Source organism: Corynebacterium sp. FDAARGOS 1242 (genome assembly GCF_016889985.1).
GTDB lineage: Bacteria > Actinomycetota > Actinomycetes > Mycobacteriales > Mycobacteriaceae > Corynebacterium > Corynebacterium minutissimum_B.
Map to the genome: position 1 here is coordinate 737,207 of NZ_CP069568.1, position 20,227 is coordinate 757,433.

Here is a 20,227-nt window from a genome sequence, read left to right on the forward strand (position 1 = left end):
TTTAGGAAGCGTCGAGGTCCTGCTCGATGAGGCCAGCAATCTTCTCAACAGCCTCTTCGTTGTCGGAGGTCACAGTGACCTCGTCCCCCTGCTCGGCGCCGAGAGCCATAATCATCAGGGAAGAAGCAGCATCGGTCTCATCCTCGTCATCGTCACCAACGAGGGTCAGGAAAATGTCCTCATCAAACTCAGCAGCGGCATCAGCGATGATGGAAGCCGGACGTGCGTGCAATCCGACGGAGGAACCAACCTTGACGGTCTTAGAAGCCATGATGATAGTCCTTTCGACTTAAAGATTTTTCGTGGTTTCAAGTGTACGCGCCTTCTAAGAAAGACGGCGCAGTTTATGCGGCAGCCTTGGCGGTTTCTGCCTTCGCAGCAGCCTCTTCCGCGGTCTTATTTGGCCAGAACTGCTTCATAGCGATGACAGCGATGGCCGCCACCGCCACGCCCGCGAGGATGGCCACGAAGTAAGCCCATGCAGGCTCGATTGCGAAGATGACGAAGATGCCGCCGTGCGGAGCGCGGGACATGACACCCAGCGCCATCGACAGTGCGCCGGTGACCGCACCGCCGAGCATCATGGACGGGATGACGCGAAGCGGGTCGGCGGCAGCGAACGGGATAGCACCTTCGGAGACGAAGGACAGGCCCAGCAGCCATGCGGATTTGCCGTTCTCCTGCTCCGCCGGGGTGAAGAGGTTCTTGCGCACGAAGGTAGCGATAGACAGTGCGATGGGGGCGACCATACCGGAGGCCATGACAGCGGCCATGATCTTCATGGAAGCTTCGTCACCGGTGGACAGACCTGCGGTGGCGAAGAGGTAAGCGGCCTTGTTGACCGGACCGCCCAGGTCAGAGCACATCATGAGACCGAGGATGATGCCCAGCAACACAGCGGAGGAGCCGGACATGGAGGCGAGCCAGTTCTGCAAACCGTTCATGATGGCGGCCAATGGAGCACCGAGTAGCAGGTACATGAGCAGACCAGTAATCATGGTGGCAAGAAGCGGAATGATGACGACCGGCATGAGGGAGCCGACCCAGCGTGGGACCTTCCACTTGCCAATCCACATGGCAACGAAACCAGCGATAAGACCGGTGACCAGACCGCCGATGAAGCCGGCGCCCAAGGTGACGGCGATGGCGCCGCCGGCGAAGCCCGGCGCAATGCCTGGGCGTCCCGCCAGTGCGAAGGCAATATAGCCGGAGAGAGCCGCGACAATGAATCCCATCGCCGCTTGGCCGATGGCGAAGAGCACGGCGCCAAGGTAGAGACCAAGGCCTGAGTGCTTGAACGTCATCGTTGCGCCGTCGACCACTACGTCATGGCCAGGCAGGTTCGTCAGCGAGTAGTCGGTGGTGATGGCCTGCCATCCGTTGGCTACGTCGTAGCCGCCAAGCAAGAATCCCAGCGCCAGGAGAAGGCCGCCTGCGGCGACGAAGGGCACCATGTAGGACACGCCGGTCATGATGGCTTGCTGGATGCGCTTGCCCCAGCCGAGGCCCTCGCCTTCCTCTTGAGCGTTCGAGGAAGCGGCACCAGCAGTGCCTGACACCTTGTGAGCGTTCGGGTTCTTCGAGGCAGCAATAGCCTCGTCGATCATTACGCCCGGTTCGTTAATGGCGCGTTTGACTCCGGATTCGATGACCGGCTTACCTGCGAAGCGCTCACGGTCGCGCACTCCGACGTCGGTGGCGAAAATGACGGCGTCAGCATTCTCGATGACGTTAGCGGACACAGCGGTGTTGTTGGAGGAACCTTGCGTCTCAACGGTGAGCTCGACATCGTCGCGCTCTTCGGCGGTCTGGGTAAGGGCATCAGCAGCCATGTACGTGTGCGCGATACCGGTGGGGCAGGCAGTCACAGCGACGATGCGCGTTTTCTTCGAACCCTTGGCCTCGTCCGTGGAAGCGGATGAAGAAGTAGAAGCGGGAACAGTGGCGCCGGCAGCCGCAGATTCTGCTGGTACAGCCTTCTTTTTGGGCTTTTCAGCGTTGACCACGTCGAGAACGACCTTGACGATTTCGTCCTTGGTCTCTGCGTTGCGCAAGGCCTCGAGGAAGTCCTTCTTCACCAGCGCGCGGGCTAGCTTCGAAAGGATCTTCAGGTGTGCCTTGCCACCGCCTTCCGGAGCGGCGATGAGGAAAACCAGCTGTGCGTCACCATCGGGACCTGAGAAGTCGACACCGCGAGACAAGCGGGCAAAGGCCAGAGTTGGTTCGGTGACTGCTGCAGAACGACAGTGGGGAATGGCGACGCCCCCGGGAACGCCTGTGCCAGCCTTGGCTTCACGAGCAATGGCAGGTGCGGCGAGCTCATCGACGCTGCTAGCGCGGCCGGTATCATGAACCAGTGTGGCGAGGGTAGTAATGACGGATTCGATGCTGTCACCGAAGTCGGCATCGAGCGCCACGAGGTCGGTGGTAATAAGATCGGATGCCATGTTTATGCACTCCTAACAGGTGCTATAGGGCGGGCACTGCAGAAACTGCAGTTTGATCGATATCGAGTTGTTCTGGGGAAGGCAGTTGAGTCCCAGGCAGGGAAGCGGCCGCGGAACCATAAGCGACAGCCTGTCGCAGCGCCTCCGCGTAGGAGGAACCGTTTCGGCGCGCGAGGATGTATCCAGACAGGGATGAATCACCCGCGCCCACTGTGGACTTCACGCTGATTGGCGGGGGAGTAGCGACCCATGCTTCATCTGCGGTGACGAGCACGGCGCCAGCTCCGCCGAGGGTGACGAGCACCTCAGGGATGCCGCGTTCGACGATGACTCTTGCGGATTCCACCACACCACTAAAGTCACCCTTTTCGGCGTTGGCCTCCAGCGCTTCGCCATCGACGCCCGCAAGCTGACCCAGCTCGAGGCCATTGGGCTTTATGAGGTCTGGGGCCGCGGTGCTGAGGTTCTCACCCAAGGCCGCCATGGGGGCGTCGGAGGTATCCACAGCGACGCGGAGCTCAGGGTTGGCGGTGCGAGCAACGCTCATCAGTTCGGTGTACCACTCGGTGGGAACTCCCCGCGGAAGAGAGCCTGACATGACGAGCCACTCGGCTTGTGGGGCATGTTCCTTCAGCGCAGCAGCGATAGCGCTGCGGTCCTCTGCCGTTAGTGTGGGGCCCGGGCCGTTGAGCTTCGTTGTGCGACCGTCAGGTTCGGTGAGGGTGGTGTTGGTGCGAACGGTGCCGTCGATAGGCACTGCGTGCACAGGGATGGAGTCTGCGGCTGCTAGAGCGAGGAAGTGATCGGACGCCGCCGCTGGTAAGAGGGCAAGGCTGTCGACGCCTGCCATCGTTACCGCGTGGGTTACGTTGACTCCCTTGCCACCTGCGACATGGGAGACAGATTCGGCGCGGTGAACGGAACCCGGACGTATGGAATCGTTCAGAGAGATCGTGGCGTCGATACTGGGGTTGGGGGTCAAGGTAAGAATCATTCTGGACAATCGTCCCCTTTCGCAGTGTGCGTATATTGGGTGCCAACGCGCTTCGCGGCGATTGGTGCCACGACGCGGGTTGCCCCAGTCAGCGACATATAGATGTTGCTTCTATTCCGATTGTTGTCTGATTGTGTCCGAAAGTCAATAGAATCACTGTGGTTTTCGTTGCATTTTCATCCGACTTGTGATGATCTGGGGTAGAGAAACAATCGTCTCCGTTAAGGAAATGTGTCATGGAAACCGCATCCCCATCCACAATCAAAGGAACCGGAGTTGTCGCCGGCGTTGCATATGCTGAGGCAGTGTGGGTCCGCCCCCGTCCAGAACTACCTAAGGCCGGTGAAACCATCGCGGAGGACAAGCGCGATGCTGAGTACGACCGTTTTCTGGAAGCCGTCGATGTTGTGGCCAGCCGCCTAGAGCAGCGAGCTGCTGGTGCCGAAGGACAAGCTGCCGAGGTGCTCGGCGCTACGGCCGGCATGGCGAAGGACCGTGGCTGGCACAAGGCAGTGCGTAAAGGAATCCGTGGTGGCAAGAACGCCGAATACGCAACCGTGGGAGCCACGGACAAGTTTGTCACGATGTTTGAAGCCGCTGGCGGTGTTATGGCCGAGCGCACGACGGACTTGAAGGACGTGCGTGATCGTGTGATCGCGCAGCTGCGTGGTGAACAGGAACCGGGTCTGCCCATGGTTGAAGGCGAGGCTGTCTTGCTTGCAGACGACTTGGCCCCCGCTGATACCGCTACCCTCGATACCTCCCACATCAAGGCTCTCGTCACTGAGCTCGGCGGTCCGACCAGCCACACGGCAATCATCGCCCGTCAGCTCGATATTCCTTGCATCGTGGCAGTCGGGGCAGATTTGCGCACAATCGAAGCTGGTACCCAGGTCTTTGTTGATGGCTCGGTGGGCACGGTTGCACTTGGTGCTGACCGTGAGAGCTCTCTTCAAGCAGTGGCGGAGTACCGCGAGAAGGCTGCGCGTGTTGCTGAGTGGCGTGGCCCAGCGCAGACCAAGGATGGTCACCGCGTGCAGTTGCTTGCCAATGTCGCCGATGGAAACGCTGCACGTATTGCCTCGGACTCTCAGGCAGAAGGCATTGGCCTGTATCGTACAGAGCTCTCCTTCCTCTCTGCGAGCGAGGAACCGACAGTTGACGAGCAGGCACGAATCTACGGAAAGGTCTTCAATGCCTTCCCTGAATCCAAGGTGGTTGTTCGCACCCTCGATGCAGGTTCGGATAAGCCAATTTCTTACGCCACCCTAGATTCTGAGGAGAATCCAGCACTGGGCGTGCGCGGACTGCGCGTGGCTCGCGATAATGAGGCACTGCTCACCCGTCAGCTTGACGCTATTGCTCAAGCTGCAGCCAACCGTGGTGAGGAGGCAACCACGTGGGTTATGGCTCCGATGGTCGCCACCGCTGTGGAGGCGAAGTGGTTTGCAGATCTGTGTCGTGAGCGCGGACTCACTGCTGGAGCCATGATTGAGGTTCCTGCAGCGGCCCTCATGGCCGACACCATCATGCCGCACTTGGACTTCGTGTCAATCGGTACCAATGACCTTACGCAGTACACGATGGCAGCAGACCGACTGTCACCGCAGCTGGCCTACTTGACCGACCCATGGCAGCCTGCTGTTCTGCGCCTTATTCAGCACACTTGTGTGGTGGGCCGTGACAACAACGTTCCGGTTGGCGTGTGCGGTGAGGCAGCAGCTGATCCGATGCTGGCCTGTGTTCTTACTGGTTTGGGCGTGACATCGCTCTCGGCTGCGTCGACAGCCGTTGCTGGTGTTGGCGCGCAGCTGGCTGAGCTTACCTTCGAGCAGTGCGAGAAGATGGCGGAAGCCGCCGTTAACGCGGAGGGACCGTCCGAGGCCCGTACGAAAGTAATTGCTTTGCTAGAGGAATTCTAGATGTCCGCACTCTGTCTCTAGTGCGTCTCTAGCGCGACACGAAAACCGCCCTCAGCCCTTGACTTTTAAAGTCGAGGATTGGGGGCGGATTGTGTTATCGCTGGACCGGAGGCCTAAGCCTCGTCGAAGGATAAAAATCCTATGACCTAGCGAAGCCTCTTATTTGTCCTTGGCAATGATGACGTCGATACCGTGCTCCTTGAGAGCCTCGATGAAGGACTCAGGTGCAGCTGCATCAGTAATGACAACGTCGATGTCATCGAGTGAGGCAAAGCTGACTAGGTAGTCATTGCCCAGCTTGGAAGAGTCGCAGAGAACAACAACACGATGAGCGTTAGTTACGAATGCTGACTTAATCGCAGCTTCTTGAGAGTCGGCAGTAGAGAGCCCATGATCGATGGTCAGTGCGTTGGTGCCAATAAAAGCAACGTCGGCACGCATAAGCGCCATAGTGCGAAGGGCGGTATCGCCAACAACGGCTTGGGTAATGGCACGAACGGTACCGCCGAGCAGCTGGACGTCAGACACCCCATTGCTGGCTAGAGAAAGCGCAATGGGAAGACTGTTAGAAACAATACTGAACTGTCCGGCGGAGAAACGTTGCCCAATCAAGTCGGCGAGGGCGTTAGTCGTTGTACCTGCATCGAGGAAGATACTTCCGCCATCTGGTAGTTGATCAAGAGCGGCCCGTGCGATAGCCATTTTGGCGCCAGTTGCAGATCGTTGACGCGTGTCCAAAGTGAACTCTGCGGTCTGGAAAGACTGGGAAGCCACAGCGCCACCATGGACGCGGTGGACAACACCTTCTCTGTCGAGGACAGCAAGGTCCCGGCGGATGGTTTCGGCTGTGACATCGAAACGTTCCGAGAGTTCGGTGACGTTGACTCGTCCCTCCACGGCGGTCAACGAGGCAATCTGACGACGGCGCTCTTCGGCGTACATAGTTCCTCCCTTTGAGGGGCTCCATCGGGTCTGGTCGCAGCGCCAAGTAGGAATGGAGTAATTCGCGAGGCGGCTTAGCGGATGGAGCAACACGTGTTGCTGTGATGTTCCCATTCTCCCATTGCGTGCGGGCAAAACGGAACTAAACAAATAGACCTACACATTAAAAAGGCTTAATCTCACGTCAAACCTAGCTCTGTCCAGCAAATTTGGGAATCTGTGATCTTGGCCGCTAAGCGGGCATAAATCGGGCATCTACACACACAAGGGGGTAAGAGCATAAATAGTCCCCGCTCAATATGTCCACATTGAGTGTGGAGCGAAGGGGAAATCGAGCGGGGGAAATGGAGGGAGGAAAGAAAGCTGTGGGTACGCGACAGCTAGAGCTTGCGGAACACCGAGACGACCTTGCCCATAATCTCTGCTTCGTCACCTTTGATGGGCGAGTAGGCGTCGTTATGCGGAAGGAGCCACACGCCTGAAGAGTCACGGTGGAACTCTTTAACGGTGGCTTCCTCGCCGTCGAGGAGGGCTGCTACGAATTCTCCTTCTTCCGCTACGGACTGGGAACGGATGATGACCCAATCGCCATTAAGGATGCCGGCATCCTGCATGGAGTCACCCACAACCTGCAACATGTAAAGCTCCCCATTGCCCACGATGTCATCGGGCATCGGGAAATAGGTGTCAATGTTTTCTTCCGCAGTGATGGGGGAACCAGCGGCGATGCGTCCAACGACTGGGATGTATGTCGGCGCCGAGGCTTCTTCAGGAACATCTCCAGTTGCAGGCTCGACGACGCTCATGGTGGCGGCGGACTTGCGGCCAGGTTTCTTGGACTCATCAGCGCTAGGGAAGTGGCGAACATCAACGGCGCGCGGCTTGTTGGGATCGCGGCGCAGGAAGCCTTTCTCCTCCAGCTGCTTGAGTTGGTAGGCCACGGAAGAGGTGGATTGAAGTCCGGTGGCATCCCCAATCTCGCGAATGCTTGGTGGGTAGCCTCGAAGCATTACGGCATCGTGGATGACTTCGAGAATGCGACGCTGGCGAGCGGACAGAGATTCGAGAGTGGGTTGATCGCTCTTCTTCGGTTTGCGGGCCATGTTTTCTCCTTGTGACTCGGGGAAGGGCGGTGGGCGCGTTTATTGGGTGGGGTAAACGGGGTAGGGCATATCGAATGCTTGTCTCCTTTTTAGCATGGAAAGAAAAAATGTTCGACAGTTGCCACGCAAATGTGGACAAACTTTCGAGAGGCTGTTATAGATCGAACATACAGACCAAATCGAACGATTGGTCGATGGAGATGTTCGAAAGTGTCGGACTGGTTTCCTACACTCTAGTCATCATCGCTACCGAGTTATTGCAATCTGAAAGGGAAGAATATGGCTATCGTACTTAACACCCCGAACAAGCGCGGAATCTCTCGTGACGAGGTAGGAGTTTCTCGACCTGCAGTTGTTCCGCCAGCGATGGTGTGGGAACCTGCGGCACCTCAATCCGCACCACGTCAATCATTGCGTCACTCTCCTGGTGTTCGAACTTTATCTCCGATAGATAGAACACAGGAGCGTAGCCGGGAAAAGCTTCGCTCTCGTGCTTCTACCCTGAATTCGGACTCGAATCGACGCTGGGGTAGCTCGAACGTAGGTAACTATGTCCTTGGCGCTGTCTTTGGTGTAGCAGTATTCGTCGGCACTGTGTGGGGAGGGCTGAGCATCGACAGTGAGGCGTCGTTTGTGCCGGCATCGTCGCCTTCTGCAGTGGCATCTTCTCACTAGGGGCCAACAACGGGACTGGTAGGTACCCAGTCGGTTAAGCAGTGAGTAGACTACGGGGCGATATGCCGCGCCTTGTTTTATGAGAATCAACGGCCCATTTTCTGGGTTAGTTCACTCGGAGCGGCACATGTGTACGACCCCGAGGAAGGATGCCGCGCCGTGTATTGCCCGTTCTGTCACAATGAACAGTCGCGCGTTATTGACTCTCGCGTAGTAGATAGCGGTACCTCGATCCGCCGTCGGCGAGAGTGCACTGCGTGTAAAGGCCGTTTTACGACGGTTGAAAAAGCCGTTCTGTTGGTGGTCAAACGCAGTGGCCTCGCGGAACCCTTCAGTCGCGACAAACTTATTCGCGGTGTGCAGCGAGCCTGCCAGGGCCGCGACGTCAGCGACGATTCGCTGAAGAAGCTGGCGCAGGAAGTTGAGGAAACTATCCGCAGCCACGGTTCTTCCCAAGTCAATGCCAATGACATTGGTTTGGCAATCCTAGAACCCCTGCGTGACCTTGATGAGGTTGCCTACCTTCGCTTCGCTTCGGTCTACAAGTCCTTTGAAAGCGCGGACGACTTTGAGTCGGAGATTCGTCTTATGCGCCGTCGGGATAGGGACTCTTTTTAACGCAACTTATCGGCTGCTTTCTGTACTCGGCGCAGCGATACTGCGTGAGCAGTGCCTAAGCGCTGAGCAAAAAGCGATACGCGCAGCTCCTCTATCATCCAGTAGATGTCCTTGACCTCACGCGTCTTTTCTCGCCCGGCAGGGAAATTACGGAGACGATTGGCTAGGTAAGCCTTGGCCTCATCAACGTCGGCCTGGCGGTCAGCGTCACGGTCCGGATCGAGGTTCATGTCCTCGAGACGGATCCGTGCGGCCTGAATATAGCGGGGGAGGTGACGCAAATGCTGAATACCGTGGATCGTCAGAGCATTCGGCGGCAGCAGGAACTCGAGCTGCGCGCGTATATCGTCTATAGCCGGGCCTTCCCAGTGCTTTAGTTCTGCCGACAGGTTGGAATATTCTGCCAAGCCCGGAGCAATCGCAACTACAGACTGTCGTACACGGCCTGGTACCTCTGGTTTAACTGCGTTGAGAAGTGCGGTGAACTCCGCTGGACTGCGAACAGGGCCGCCTTTTTCCATCATGATGTCCCGTACAGCGGCAACACGGGCGTCATTAATGAGACCATCTGCGCCTCCATGCGGGTATGCATCAACAGCAACTCGTTGTTGCAACGGTAGACCCTTGACCATTTGCTGTGTGTTCACGGAAATCTCACGGAGAAGAAGAGTGAGTGTAGTGGTGATCATGGAGGCGTCGGCAGCCGCCTTAGTGGGGTGCACTTTAAGGGCAACGCCTTCCTTGGTTGCCACCAGCGCTGGATAGGCAGTGACTTCATGGCCATCCACCACGGTGGTAACTTCCTCATCGATGCTGCCCAAAGTGTCGTCGGACCACTCCTTGACAGCCTTGGATTCAGATTTCCGGCCCACGCGGGATACCGAGGAGGAAATATGCCCCGCCTGCCGCTGGACCAATGCCTTGAGGTCACGATCTGAATCAATGACCTTGCCGCGTTTGTCCACCGCAGCGAAATTCATACGCAGATGCGGGTCCAGCTGGTCGGGACGGAAGTCACTCGCATTGATGCCGTGCCCGCCCATCTCCTGGAGAACGGCTGCAAGCTGTTCAGTGATGCGCCCTTCGTAGGGCAAAAGCTTGGGCAGTGCCCTTTCAGCAAATTCCGATGCCGGAACGACGGTACGGCGCAGCGCCTTGGGCAAGGAACGAATGAGCTCAGTAACGAGTTCGAGGCGCAGGCCAGGAACGAGCCAGTCGAAACCCTCGGTGTCGAGGCCTGCAAGCAGCGGCACAGGGACCATGAGGGTGACACCGTCGAGGGGATCACCAGGCTCAAATTTGTAGGAGAGGTCGTAATCAATACTGCCCTTGAGCCAGCGATCCGGGAAAGCCTCTTCCGTGACGTCATGGTCATCGTCGAGAAGCTTGGCTGGGTCAAAGTCAAGGAGATGCTTGTTCTTCTGCTTCCTCCACCAGGAGTCAAAGTGCTTCGCCGTGGTGATATTCTCCGGGATACGCTGGTCATAGAAATCGAACAACGTGTCCTCATCCACGACGAGTCCGCGTCGGCGGGCCTTCTCCTCAAACTCAGACGCCTCAGCGAGCTTGCGCTTATTGTCATGGAAGAAGTGGTGGTGGGTGGTCCAGTCGCCGTCGACAAGCGCGTGACGAATGAACATATCGCGAGCCGCAGCCTGATCCACATAGTGGTAGGGCACCGTACGGTCCGCCACGACGGTGACGCCGTACAGCGTCGAACGCTGCGTCGCTACCGCGGAACCGCGTTTGCGAGACCACGTCGGATCAGAATAGTTGTGCTTAAGCAGGTCTTTTGCCAGCTTTTCTACCCAAGCAGGGTCGATTGCAGCGACATCGCGCGCCCACAGCCGGGAGGTCTCCACTAGTTCAGCGGCCATGAGGAATTCCGGAGGTTTCTTCGCTAGCGCGGAGCCTGGAAAGACAAGGAAGCGGGTATTCCGCGCGCCAATAAACTCCTTGGAATTGCCGTCGCGGGCGCCAATGTTGGAGAGCAATCCAGAAAGCAGAGATATATGGATGTCATCTGGGCGCCGTTCCGTGCCTTCCTGAGCCTTCCACCCCAGTTGCTTGGCCACGTCACGCAATTGGCGCACGAGGTCGAACCACTCGCGGATGCGTATATAGTGTAGGTAATCCGCTTTCATTCGTTTGCGAAAAGCATTGCCACTCATCTCCTCGCGGGTTTCCTGTACGAAGTCCCAGAGGTTGAGCATGGACAGGAAATCGGAGGTCTTGTCCTTGAAGCGAGCATGGGACTGATCTGCCTGAGTTTGCTTGTCCATAGGGCGCTCGCGCACGTCTTGGATAGTCATGGCGGCGACAATGATCATGACGTCGGTAAGGCAGCCTGATGTATTGGCCTCGACGAGCATGCGGGCCATTCGCGGATCGACTGGAATGCGCGCCACGTCTCGTCCCACGTGAGTCAAGACGGGAAGGCCATCTTTTTCCTTATGTTGGAGTGCGCCCAGTTCATGGAGGAGAAGCAGACCATCGCGTACGGCTTTGGGCTCGGGAGGCTGGACGAAAGGAAACTCCGAAATATCGCCTAGTCGCAGCGAAATCATCTGCAGAATGACGCTGGCCAAGTTGGTTCGCAGAATCTCTGGGTCGGTGTACTCGGGGCGAGAGAGGAAGTCCTGCTCGCTGTAGAGGCGAATAGCAATACCATCGGCCACACGTCCGCAACGGCCAGAGCGCTGGTTGGCACTGGCCTGGGAAATAGGCTCGATAGGCAGACGCTGGACCTTGGTACGGGTGGAGTAGCGCGAGATACGCGCCGTGCCCGTGTCCACGACATAGCGGATTCCGGGAACGGTTAGCGAGGTTTCGGCAATATTGGTGGAGAGCACGATCCTTCGCCCGCGGTGTGGACTAAAAACGCGGTGCTGTTCTTGGTTGGATAGGCGTCCAAAAAGGGGAGTGACTTCCACACCACGCCAGTGGCGGCCTTCAATGGCCTCCATTGCATCCCGGATATCGCGTTCACCGGGGAAGAAACAAAGGATGTCGCCTTCGCCTTCGGCCATGAGCTCTTCGATGGCCTCACACAGGGCGTCCAAGGGATCGATATCAATGGTTTTGCCACCAGATTCAATCTCCAACGGACGGTAACGGATCTCTACCGGGTAGGTGCGTCCGGAGACCTCGATGATAGGGGCAGGTTCACCATCGGCGTCAGCGAAGTGCGTGGCGAAGCGCTCTGGGTCAATAGTGGCAGAAGTGATGATGACCTTGAGATCTGGCCGTTTAGGAAGAAGCCGCTTGAGGTAGCCCAACAGGAAGTCAATGTTGAGGGAGCGCTCGTGGGCCTCGTCGATAATAATGGTGTCGTAGGCGTTGAGGAAACGGTCGCGCTGCATTTCTGCAAGCAAAATACCGTCGGTCATGAGTTTTACAGCTGTGGTGGAAGACACCTTGTCATCGAAGCGAATGGCGTAACCAACAGATTCCCCGATGGATTGACCGAGCTCGTCGGCGATGCGCTCAGCGACTGTGCGGGCAGCAAGACGGCGGGGCTGGGTATGGCCAATGAGACCACGGCGCCCACGGCCTAGCTCCAGACAGATCTTTGGAATCTGGGTTGTCTTACCGGAACCAGTCTCACCGGCAATAATGACCACCTGGTTGTTCGCGATGGCCTCGGCGAGATCCTCCCGACGTGAGGTAACGGGAAGCTGCTCTGGGTACGTGATGTCCGGCACTCCAGCGTCGATGGCGGCCACGCGTTTTTGTGCTGCGGCAATATCTGCGCCAATTGCTTCGAGGGCCTTTGGGGCGCGGGCTTTACGGAGGCGGCGGCGGAATGCGCGTTCATCACTCAACGAAACGTTAGTGAGAGCGCTATAGAGTTCATCGCGAGTTGCAGTCATAATCGCCCTAAAAGTCTACTCGCTCACGGATTTTCATGAAGTTGTTGGTACTCTCGTGTTGTCACTGTGACCAAAGATGTAAAGGACACAATCAATGACTAATCCCTTTGACCCTAAATCGGAGGACAATTCCTCCAACAATGGTTTTGGCAACGGCGCCAATAACGGTGCTGGAAACAACGGTGGATTGCCGCGTTATGAGCCGACAAACCACCCGGAAGACCAGGCAGGTTTCGGCCAACCTGGCGGATACGGCGCTAACGGCGGCTATGGTTCGAATGAGGGTTTCGGTGGAAACTCTCATGGTGCAGGGCAGCAAGGCGCGAACGCCTATGGCGCAAGCCAAGAATATGGCGGCTACGGTGCCTACAACACCGGCCAGCCGGGCTACGCTGGTGCGAGCTACGGTGAGGACGGCAGCTACGCGGGCCCCGGCCCGCAGGCAGGCCCCGCCTACACCGGCCCAGTGAGCGCTATCGAGGCTATTAAGTGGGGCTTCGGTGCTGCACTGAAGAATCCGGTGCTCTGGATTTTGGGTGCTTTCGTGGTCGGTATCGTTCAGGTTGTTCCGCAGATTTCTCTGAGTATCGTTCAGCAGAACGGCGATAGCGTGGAAACAGGTCTGACTGTTAATTTCCTGTCGCTTCTCGTGAGCATCCTAGCCTTGGTTATCAGCTTGATCGTCTACCGCTTGGCGTACCGCGAGATTGACACGCCAAAGCCGACGTGGGGCACCCTCTTCCAAGGTATTCGCTGGGTGCAGCCGTTGGTAGTCAACCTCGTACTAGGTGTCCTTGCGGCTATTGCCATGGTGATCGCCATTGTCGCAATCTTTTTCTTGGGCTTCGGTGGTGCTGCGGCGACGGGCGCCAGCAGCATGGAGCAGCTCGAGGAGGGCCAAATCCTGGCCCTCGTAGGCTCTGTGTTTGGCGGAGTGATTGTGGTTGGGCTCATTGCCTTGTTCATTCAGCCTTTCTTCACTCTCATGCCGTGGTTGGCCGCGGATACCTCCTCCATCGGTGAGGCATTCTCTCAGGGCCTGAAGCTGGGCAAGCAGAACTACAGTCACATTCTGCTGCTCCTCGTGCTGTCCGGCCTCCTCGTAGTGGCCTCCTTTATTACCTTGGGCCTTGGACTTTTGATTGTTGGTCCGGCAATGCAGTTGGCCACGGCTCACCTGTGCCGTCAGTGCCAAGGACGCTACGCGCCGGCAGCGTAGATAAAAGTCTGCCTTAGTGGGTAGGTGAGAACGCCACCTCTTTCCTTCACGCTTCATAGCGTGAAGGCAAGACGGTGGCGTTTGTCGTTTTACTTGTCTGGGGAGGTGACGGGAACGAGTGCACGTGAGCGTTCCACCGCTGCCTGGTAGGCAGAGGTGACCAGTGAACCGAAGGCGTGAAACTCTTCGGCGCGCGCTGCGGACGACCGGAACGTCAGGCCTACTTGTCGCTCGGCGGTGACGGCAGGTGCAAAACGCGCTACTGCTAGATCAGGGCTCGTGCATTCGGTTGCCAACGCTGACTCGGGCACGAGCGTGGTACCGAGTCCGCCCATGACGAGCTGCAGAATGGTGGTGAGTGATGATGCGCGGGTGACTGCATTCGTTGCTTCGGAGGGGTTAATCTTGGCCCGCCGGCAGAGGTCGAGCGCCTGGTCGCGGAGGCAATGGCCATCATCAAGCAGTAATAAGTCGAGGTCTTCGAGTTGCTTTAGTGTGAGATCGGAGCGCCCTGCTAGAGGGTGCTTGGAGGGCGTAACGACAGTGAAGTGCTCAGCGTAGAGCGGCACTTCCACCATGCCGGCGGCCTCGGTGGGAAGGGCCGTAATGGCGAGGTCGATCGTGCCTTCACGAAGTTTGTCGAGCAAGTGTTGAGTCTGCTCTTCCACGAAGCGCGGTTCGAGTTCGGGGTAGACCTCCGTGATGGACTGGAGGAGTGCCGGGAGGATATACGGCGCGATAGTGGGGATGACGCCAATGGTCAAGGGGCCGGTGAGCGTGCCATTGGCCCCGCGGGCGCGGGCGAGGAAAGCATCGGAGGCCTCGAGGGCCGCCTTGGCAAAGGGGAGGAGCTCTTCGCCAACTGAGGTGACGATGACTTTTCGGGTAGAGCGCTCGATGAGTTGTATTCCGAGGCCCTGTTCTAAGGCGACGAGGGCTTGTGACAGGGATGGCTGGGAGATGTCGAGCTTGGACGCTGCGGTTCCAAAGTGTTTATTCTCCGCGATGGTGACGAAGGTGCGCAGCTGGGCTAGCGTCGGACGATACTCCTTATTGTTCATGCCTATAACTCTAACACTTATAAATAAGTCAAACTATTGACTTGCGAAGGAACTGTTGGCATACTTGGCGAGTGAGTGGCTATGCGCCTGTGTGATGGCACACTGGCGTGTGGTTACAGAGATTTGCATCACAGTTTCTTCAAGGAGTTGACCCTTTCTATGTCTATCCTGACCGTCGGCGAAAAGTTCCCCGAGTTCGAGTTGACCGCGCTCAAGGGCGGCGATCTGCACGACGTGAACGCGAACCAGCCGGAGGACTACTTCGAGCAGGTGTCCCTGGATAAGTACCGTGGCATGTGGAAGGTTGTGTTCTTCTACCCGAAGGACTTCACCTTCGTGTGCCCGACTGAGATTGCTGCTTTTGGCAAGCTGGATGAGGAATTCCAGGACCGCGATACCCAGATCCTCGGCGGCTCCACCGATAATGAGTACGCACACTTCAACTGGCGCGCTACTCATCCGGAGCTCAAGGAAGTTCCGTTCCCGATGTTCTCCGACGTTCGCCACGACCTGATTCGTGCCCTCGGCGTGGAGAACGCCGATGGAGTGGCAGACCGCGCCACCTTCATTATCGACCCAGATGGCGTTATCCAGTTCGTCTCCGTGACCCCGGACGCTGTGGGCCGCAACGTTGATGAGGTTCTGCGCGTGCTCGACGCACTGCAGTCGGAAGAGGTTTGTGCCTGCAACTGGGAGGCTAACGACCCGACGAAGAACATCAACAAGCTGGACGTCGTTCAGTCCGCCCTCTAACCAGAGGCCGCTGTCTAAACAGAGAGCTCTCGAAAGGAGACCCTCAGTGTCTATCGATAACTTGAAGTCCGCACTTCCGGCTTATGCCAAGGATCAGAAACTTAACCTTGGTACTCTTTCTCGCACTACCGAGCTCAACGAGGAGCAGCTGTGGGGCAGCCTGGTTGCTGCTGCAGCCGCTACCCGCAATGACCAGGTGCTCAAGGAGATTCTGGAGGATGCTCGCGAGCACCTGAGCGAGGAAGCTATCGACGCTGCACTCGGTGCCGCCACGGTGATGGCCATGAACAACGTGGCCTACCGCGCGAAGAGCTGGTTGGGTGACGACTATGCACAGGTGAAGTTTGGTCTGCGCATGAACATCATCTCTAAGCCAGGCGTAGACAAAGCCACGTTTGAGCTGTGGAACACCGTAGTCTCTGCCATTAACGGCTGTGAGCACTGCCTGTCTGCCCACGCTAAGACTCTGCTCGAGGAAGGCTTGACCAAGGAGCAGATTTGGGAAAGCATCAAGGTTGCTGGCGTGGTCCAGGCTGTAGCTCAGGCGCTGCAGGCTGAGGCCGTACGTAACGCTTAGAGGCGAGCCTTTACCGCTTAATCCACGAAACGTCCCACACCGTAGTGACGGTGGTGGGACGTTTCTGCATAGGAGGATGTGCCGGAGTCGGTTGAGATCTGTGAGGCGGAGTTAGCCCACGACTCCGCCAAAGGCAACGCCGATTCCGTAGGTGATGGCCAACCCCAAGGCGCCACCGATAACAAGGCGCAGAACCGAACGGGTAGTGTCGGTGCCTGCGAGGCGGGCGGACACGTATCCGGTGACGGCGAGGGCGATGAGCGTGACAATGGCAACGGTGAATGGTGCTGTTGCCTCCGGTGCAAGGAAGATGGACAGCAAGGGCAGGCAGGCGCCTGCCAAGAAGGACACGGCTGACCAGAACGCCGCATGCCACGGGTTGGTGAGGTCTTCACCGTCGATGCCAATCTCTAAACGCAGGTGTGCTTCGAGAAGCCTGTCTTCGGCGGCAATTTCACGCGCTGCAGTGTCTGCAGTTGTCCAACCCATGCCATAGCTGGAGAGCATGGTTACCAATTCCTCGTGCTCCTGCTCGGGTAGTTCCTCAAGCTCGCGCGTTTCCTTGGTGATCATCATCCGCTCAGAATCGCGCTGGGCAGAGACAGATACGTATTCGCCAAGCGCCATCGAGGCGGCGCCGGACACAGTGGCAGCGAGACCTGCAGTGAGGATGGCGCTTGCCGACGCCCCCGATCCCACCACGCCTAACAGAAGTGCGGCGACGGAGACAATACCGTCGTTAGCGCCGAGCACACCCGCCCGCAGAGAATTTAGCCGCGCGTTGTGGGACGCGCCGTGGGGCTCGTTGCTATGAATGGTCATGGCCTGTTCCTTTACCCAGCTCAGGTTTTCAGTTGTCTAGAGAACTCTCACTTTCTCAGTATCCCCGCTGGTCACAGGCTTGTAAAGCGTGTATAGGCTAAGCTGAGCGGTGGTAGCGCAGCCTTAGATGAGCTGGATGTAGCTAGCCTTAGGCAACAGTTCCGGTCCATTCTCCGCACGACATGCCGTCTACGGAAAGGTCCAAGGTAAAAACTTGCTCCTGTAGGTCGAAGTGTGAGGATGGGATGGTCACGGCCAGCGCTTCTGGGGTGTAGGTGTATTCATAATCTACTTCCCGCCGAATGTCGCGTTCATCTTCCCCAAAGGATGCGATGTCCATAGATTCTAAGTGCTCATTGTCAAAGCGAATAGTGAGCTCTAGATTGACGGTGTGGAGGGAAAAGACCACGTCACGGTGATGGGGGAGGCCGCCGAGCAGCCAATGTACCGTGACTGCTTCCTCATGCCTATCGAAGTGCACGCCGGCGAGGCGAATGTTGGTGGCTGGAGAATCTGGTCGAGTCATAGCGCCACCCACTGTACTCTTGACGTGAAAGTGAGCGCGTAGTATTCAGGCTTTGTCAGGTGGAGTCTATTAGTGTTCCGGTGAGTCTTTTTAGTACTCTACGCGCAACTCAGATAGGCGTACCTCGCCGGCCTCATCCGACGCGTCTAAGTCCACGGTGCCCACAATCTGGTAGGAGTTGTCGTCTTCAGGATCCTTGAGGATTTGGCGCACAGTCCACGACCGCGATCCTGATTTCACTGACGTGTCGCCCTTGTCGAGGACGAAGTATTCGGGTCCACGTGCAGCCGGACCGACATCGATATCGTCGTAATCGTCGAAGTACGCGTCAAGCGCCTCACCAAAGTCCGGAACCTCATCGAGATACTCCAGCAGCTCAGCCAGCCGGTCCTCCTTTTCCAAAGCAAAAAGCTGGGCAAGCCGGAAGAAGTAGTTGCGAACCATGATGCCAAAGGCACGCTGGTTTGCGGTGAGCGCTGTGGGATCTTCTACGCCGAAAGCAAGCTCTCGGTCTAGATCCTTCTGGGAGATAGGGGAGTCTTCGCCAGCCATTTCTGCCCATTCATCGACCAACGAAGAGTCCACCTGGCGAATGAGCTCACCGAGCCACACGATAATATCCTCAAGCTCTTCGGTGAGATACTCCTCAGGGATGGATTGCTTAAGCGTGCGCCAAGCGTCAGTGAGGTAGCGCAGGATAACGCCTTCCGAACGAGCAAGGCCGTAGGTCGCGACGAGGTCTGAGAACGTCATGGCGCTCTCCAGCATGTCACGCACTACCGACTTAGGCCGCAGCTCAAACTCTTTAGCCCACGGGTTGGTCTGGCAAAAGGTCTCATATGATTGCTCGAGGAGCTCCTCCAAGGGCTTGGGCCACGTGATGTCTTCCACGATAGCCATGCGCTCGGTATAGTCCACGCCCTCCGCCTTGAGCGCTGCGATCTCTTCGCCTCGCCGCTGCTTTTGCTGGGCAATAAGCACTTGGCGCGGGTCATCAAGTACAGACTCGAAAACAGAAATGACATCGAGGGCATAGGACTCCGACTCAGGGTCCAGCAAAGTCAGTGCGGCAAGGGCAAAGGGGCCTAGGGGCTGGTTGAGAGCAAAGTCGCGCGGCATCTCGCGCACCACGTGATAGGGGCGGCCGTAAATATCGAGCCCCTTGGTGGACTTTTGGACCACTCCGGCATTCAGCAGGCCGCGGAACAAGCTAAGCGCGGTAAGAATGTCCTCGTTCTGACGAGCACGGGTGTTGTGGCTAGTGCGCAGCAGGTGCTTGAGATGCTCATAGCCGTTGCCGTGGCGAGCTAAGACGTTGAGCAACATCGAGTTCGAAACTCGGAACTGGGAAGTGAGTTGTTCCGGTTCGGCGTCGATAAGCCTGGCGTAGGTCTTCTCCGACCAAGAAACCTCGCCCTCGCGCGCGGATTTTTTCTTCAGCTTCTTCAGACGCGCCGGGTCATCGCCGAGGCGACGCCGAGCCTTGGCATTCTCAATCTCATGCTCAGGTGCCTCAACGACAACCGTGCCCTCAGTGTCATAACCTGCGCGGCCGGCACGGCCTGCAATCTGATGAAACTCACGAGACTTGAGGATGCGCTGGCGCGTGCCGTCATACTTGGCCAAGCCCGTCATAAGCACCGTGCGGATCGGCACGTTAATGCCCACACCCAGGGTGTCAGTGCCACAGATGATCTTGAGCAGGCCCTTTTGTGCCAAGCGCTCCACTAGGCGGCGGTACTTAGGCAACATTCCCGCATGGTGCACGCCGATGCCCTTGCGCAGAAGCTTCGACAGATCTTTGCCAAAGGTGGTGGTGAAGCGAAAGGCGCCAAGCTCGGAGGCGATGGCCTCCTTTTCTTGTGGTGTGATGATCTTTGAAAGAGAAGTCAGCGCTTGGGCGCGCTCGGATGCCTCGCGTTGGGAAAAGTGCACCACGTAAACGGGCGCCTTACCGGATTTGAGGAGCTCTTCGATAGTCTCGTGCACTGCGGAGAATACGTAAGAGAAATCCAGCGGGACTGGGCGGGTGGTACCTGCTACGAGGGTAGTGGTGCGCCCAGTGCGCTCAGTAAGGTCCTTCTCCAGCCACGCGGTATCACCGAGAGTGGCAGACATGAGGAGGAACTGGGCCTTGGGTAGCTCCAGTAGTGGTACTTGCCAAGCCCAACCGCGGTCTGGTTCGGAGTAATAGTGGAACTCATCCATGACTACTTGGTCGATGGCGGCTTCTGAGCCGTCGCGAAGCGCAATGTTGGCCACAATCTCCGCGGTGGCGGCGATGATGGGGGCAGAACCGTTGACAGTGGCGTCACCGGTCATCATTCCGACGTTCTCCGGTCCGAAAATCTCACACAGGGCGAAGAATTTCTCGCTCACGAGCGCCTTGATGGGCGCGGTGTAGAAACTTCGCTGGCCACGGGCGAGGGCGATGAAGTGCGCGGCGTTAGCCACCATGGACTTACCGGAACCAGTTGGAGTGGCGAGGATGACGTTATCGCCGGCGAGGATGCCAAGGGACGCCTCTTCTTGTGCGGGATACAACGAAATACCCCGGCCAGAGGTCCATGACTGGAAGGTGTCCCAAATAGCCTCATCAACCATTGACTCGGGGACTTCGGCGAGATCTGGCAGCATCTGAGAAAGGTTCACCAGTCCCACCTTAGGCGAAAGCATGAGTGGCTACGCAGAGGGGC

The 20,227-nt window shown here is 57.7% G+C and carries 15 protein-coding genes; 5 read left to right on the plus strand and 10 right to left on the minus strand.

The genetic code is table 11. From position 1 onward, the window contains the following. Position 1 precedes the first annotated feature (1 nt). From I6J72_RS03510 to I6J72_RS03520, 3 genes are all read right to left on the minus strand, one after another. Positions 2-271 carry an HPr family phosphocarrier protein gene (locus I6J72_RS03510; RefSeq protein ID WP_070672128.1) on the minus strand — a complete coding sequence of 90 codons (270 nt, stop codon included), beginning with the start codon at positions 269-271 and terminating at the stop codon, positions 2-4. A gap of 73 nt (positions 272-344) precedes the next feature. After that, entirely contained in the window at positions 345-2,447 is a 2,103-nt protein-coding gene (locus tag I6J72_RS03515; protein ID WP_204099938.1) for a fructose-specific PTS transporter subunit EIIC, read from the minus strand. A 22-nt stretch (positions 2,448-2,469) separates the two neighbouring features. Beyond that, positions 2,470-3,441 carry a 1-phosphofructokinase family hexose kinase gene (locus I6J72_RS03520; protein ID WP_204099939.1) on the minus strand — a complete coding sequence of 324 codons (972 nt, stop codon included), beginning with the start codon at positions 3,439-3,441 and terminating at the stop codon, positions 2,470-2,472. A gap of 236 nt (positions 3,442-3,677) precedes the next feature. Here I6J72_RS03520 and ptsP point away from each other — a divergent pair, with 236 nt between their 5' ends. Then, positions 3,678-5,363, plus strand: a complete 1,686-nt coding sequence (ptsP, locus tag I6J72_RS03525) for a phosphoenolpyruvate--protein phosphotransferase (protein ID WP_204099940.1) — start codon at positions 3,678-3,680, stop codon at positions 5,361-5,363. Positions 5,364-5,522: 159 nt separating this feature from the next. Here the strand turns inward: ptsP and I6J72_RS03530 are convergent, their stop codons facing one another. Further along, positions 5,523-6,305: a DeoR/GlpR family DNA-binding transcription regulator gene (locus tag I6J72_RS03530; RefSeq protein ID WP_039675784.1), complete on the minus strand. Its 783-nt coding sequence runs from the start codon at positions 6,303-6,305 to the stop codon at positions 5,523-5,525. A gap of 380 nt (positions 6,306-6,685) precedes the next feature. Next, positions 6,686-7,408, minus strand: a complete 723-nt coding sequence (gene lexA / locus I6J72_RS03535) for a transcriptional repressor LexA (RefSeq protein WP_039675782.1) — start codon at positions 7,406-7,408, stop codon at positions 6,686-6,688. An 834-nt stretch (positions 7,409-8,242) separates the two neighbouring features. Here lexA and nrdR point away from each other — a divergent pair. Further along, positions 8,243-8,701: a transcriptional regulator NrdR gene (gene nrdR, locus I6J72_RS03540; RefSeq protein ID WP_039675778.1), complete on the plus strand. Its 459-nt coding sequence runs from the start codon at positions 8,243-8,245 to the stop codon at positions 8,699-8,701. Here nrdR and hrpA read toward each other — a convergent pair. After that, positions 8,698-12,573, minus strand: a complete 3,876-nt coding sequence (hrpA, locus tag I6J72_RS03545) for an ATP-dependent RNA helicase HrpA (RefSeq protein WP_204099941.1) — start codon at positions 12,571-12,573, stop codon at positions 8,698-8,700. The two genes, nrdR and hrpA, sit on opposite strands and share 4 nt — an antisense overlap. A 94-nt stretch (positions 12,574-12,667) precedes the next feature. Here hrpA and I6J72_RS03550 point away from each other — a divergent pair, with 94 nt between their 5' ends. Beyond that, positions 12,668-13,792 carry a hypothetical protein gene (locus tag I6J72_RS03550; protein ID WP_204099942.1) on the plus strand — a complete coding sequence of 375 codons (1,125 nt, stop codon included), beginning with the start codon at positions 12,668-12,670 and terminating at the stop codon, positions 13,790-13,792. A gap of 89 nt (positions 13,793-13,881) precedes the next feature. Here the strand turns inward: I6J72_RS03550 and I6J72_RS03555 are convergent, their stop codons facing one another. Further along, on the minus strand, positions 13,882-14,853 hold the full coding sequence (locus tag I6J72_RS03555) for a hydrogen peroxide-inducible genes activator (RefSeq protein WP_204099943.1): 972 nt from the start codon (positions 14,851-14,853) through the stop codon (positions 13,882-13,884). A gap of 159 nt (positions 14,854-15,012) precedes the next feature. Here I6J72_RS03555 and I6J72_RS03560 point away from each other — a divergent pair, with 159 nt between their 5' ends. Both I6J72_RS03560 and I6J72_RS03565 read left to right on the plus strand, forming a co-directional pair. After that, positions 15,013-15,606, plus strand: a complete 594-nt coding sequence (locus I6J72_RS03560) for a peroxiredoxin (protein ID WP_204099944.1) — start codon at positions 15,013-15,015, stop codon at positions 15,604-15,606. Positions 15,607-15,652: 46 nt separating this feature from the next. Further along, positions 15,653-16,183: a carboxymuconolactone decarboxylase family protein gene (locus I6J72_RS03565; RefSeq protein WP_204099945.1), complete on the plus strand. Its 531-nt coding sequence runs from the start codon at positions 15,653-15,655 to the stop codon at positions 16,181-16,183. A 111-nt stretch (positions 16,184-16,294) separates the two neighbouring features. Here the strand turns inward: I6J72_RS03565 and I6J72_RS03570 are convergent, their stop codons facing one another. From I6J72_RS03570 to I6J72_RS03580, 3 genes are all read right to left on the minus strand, one after another. Then, the gene (locus tag I6J72_RS03570; protein ID WP_204099946.1) at positions 16,295-17,005 is read right to left on the minus strand and encodes a VIT family protein; all 711 of its coding nucleotides are present in this window, start codon (positions 17,003-17,005) and stop codon (positions 16,295-16,297) included. A 148-nt stretch (positions 17,006-17,153) separates the two neighbouring features. Further along, the gene (locus tag I6J72_RS03575) at positions 17,154-17,531 is read right to left on the minus strand and encodes a hypothetical protein (protein WP_204099947.1); all 378 of its coding nucleotides are present in this window, start codon (positions 17,529-17,531) and stop codon (positions 17,154-17,156) included. Positions 17,532-17,621: 90 nt separating this feature from the next. Further along, a complete protein-coding gene (locus I6J72_RS03580; RefSeq protein ID WP_204099948.1) occupies positions 17,622-20,183 on the minus strand; it encodes an RNA helicase in 2,562 nt (853 codons plus the stop codon). Positions 20,184-20,227 lie beyond the last annotated feature (44 nt).

Coding starts and splice junctions, on each gene's coding strand:
- I6J72_RS03510 (WP_070672128.1), bottom strand. CDS start 271: ATGGCTTCTAAGACCGTCAAGGTTGGTTCCTCCGTCGGATTGCACGCA.
- I6J72_RS03515 (WP_204099938.1), bottom strand. CDS start 2,447: ATGGCATCCGATCTTATTACCACCGACCTCGTGGCGCTCGATGCCGAC.
- I6J72_RS03520 (WP_204099939.1), bottom strand. CDS start 3,441: ATGATTCTTACCTTGACCCCCAACCCCAGTATCGACGCCACGATCTCT.
- ptsP (WP_204099940.1), top strand. CDS start 3,678: ATGGAAACCGCATCCCCATCCACAATCAAAGGAACCGGAGTTGTCGCC.
- I6J72_RS03530 (WP_039675784.1), bottom strand. CDS start 6,305: ATGTACGCCGAAGAGCGCCGTCGTCAGATTGCCTCGTTGACCGCCGTG.
- lexA (WP_039675782.1), bottom strand. CDS start 7,408: ATGGCCCGCAAACCGAAGAAGAGCGATCAACCCACTCTCGAATCTCTG.
- hrpA (WP_204099941.1), bottom strand. CDS start 12,573: ATGACTGCAACTCGCGATGAACTCTATAGCGCTCTCACTAACGTTTCG.
- I6J72_RS03550 (WP_204099942.1), top strand. CDS start 12,668: ATGACTAATCCCTTTGACCCTAAATCGGAGGACAATTCCTCCAACAAT.
- I6J72_RS03555 (WP_204099943.1), bottom strand. CDS start 14,853: ATGAACAATAAGGAGTATCGTCCGACGCTAGCCCAGCTGCGCACCTTC.
- I6J72_RS03560 (WP_204099944.1), top strand. CDS start 15,013: ATGTCTATCCTGACCGTCGGCGAAAAGTTCCCCGAGTTCGAGTTGACC.
- I6J72_RS03570 (WP_204099946.1), bottom strand. CDS start 17,005: ATGACCATTCATAGCAACGAGCCCCACGGCGCGTCCCACAACGCGCGG.
- I6J72_RS03575 (WP_204099947.1), bottom strand. CDS start 17,531: ATGACTCGACCAGATTCTCCAGCCACCAACATTCGCCTCGCCGGCGTG.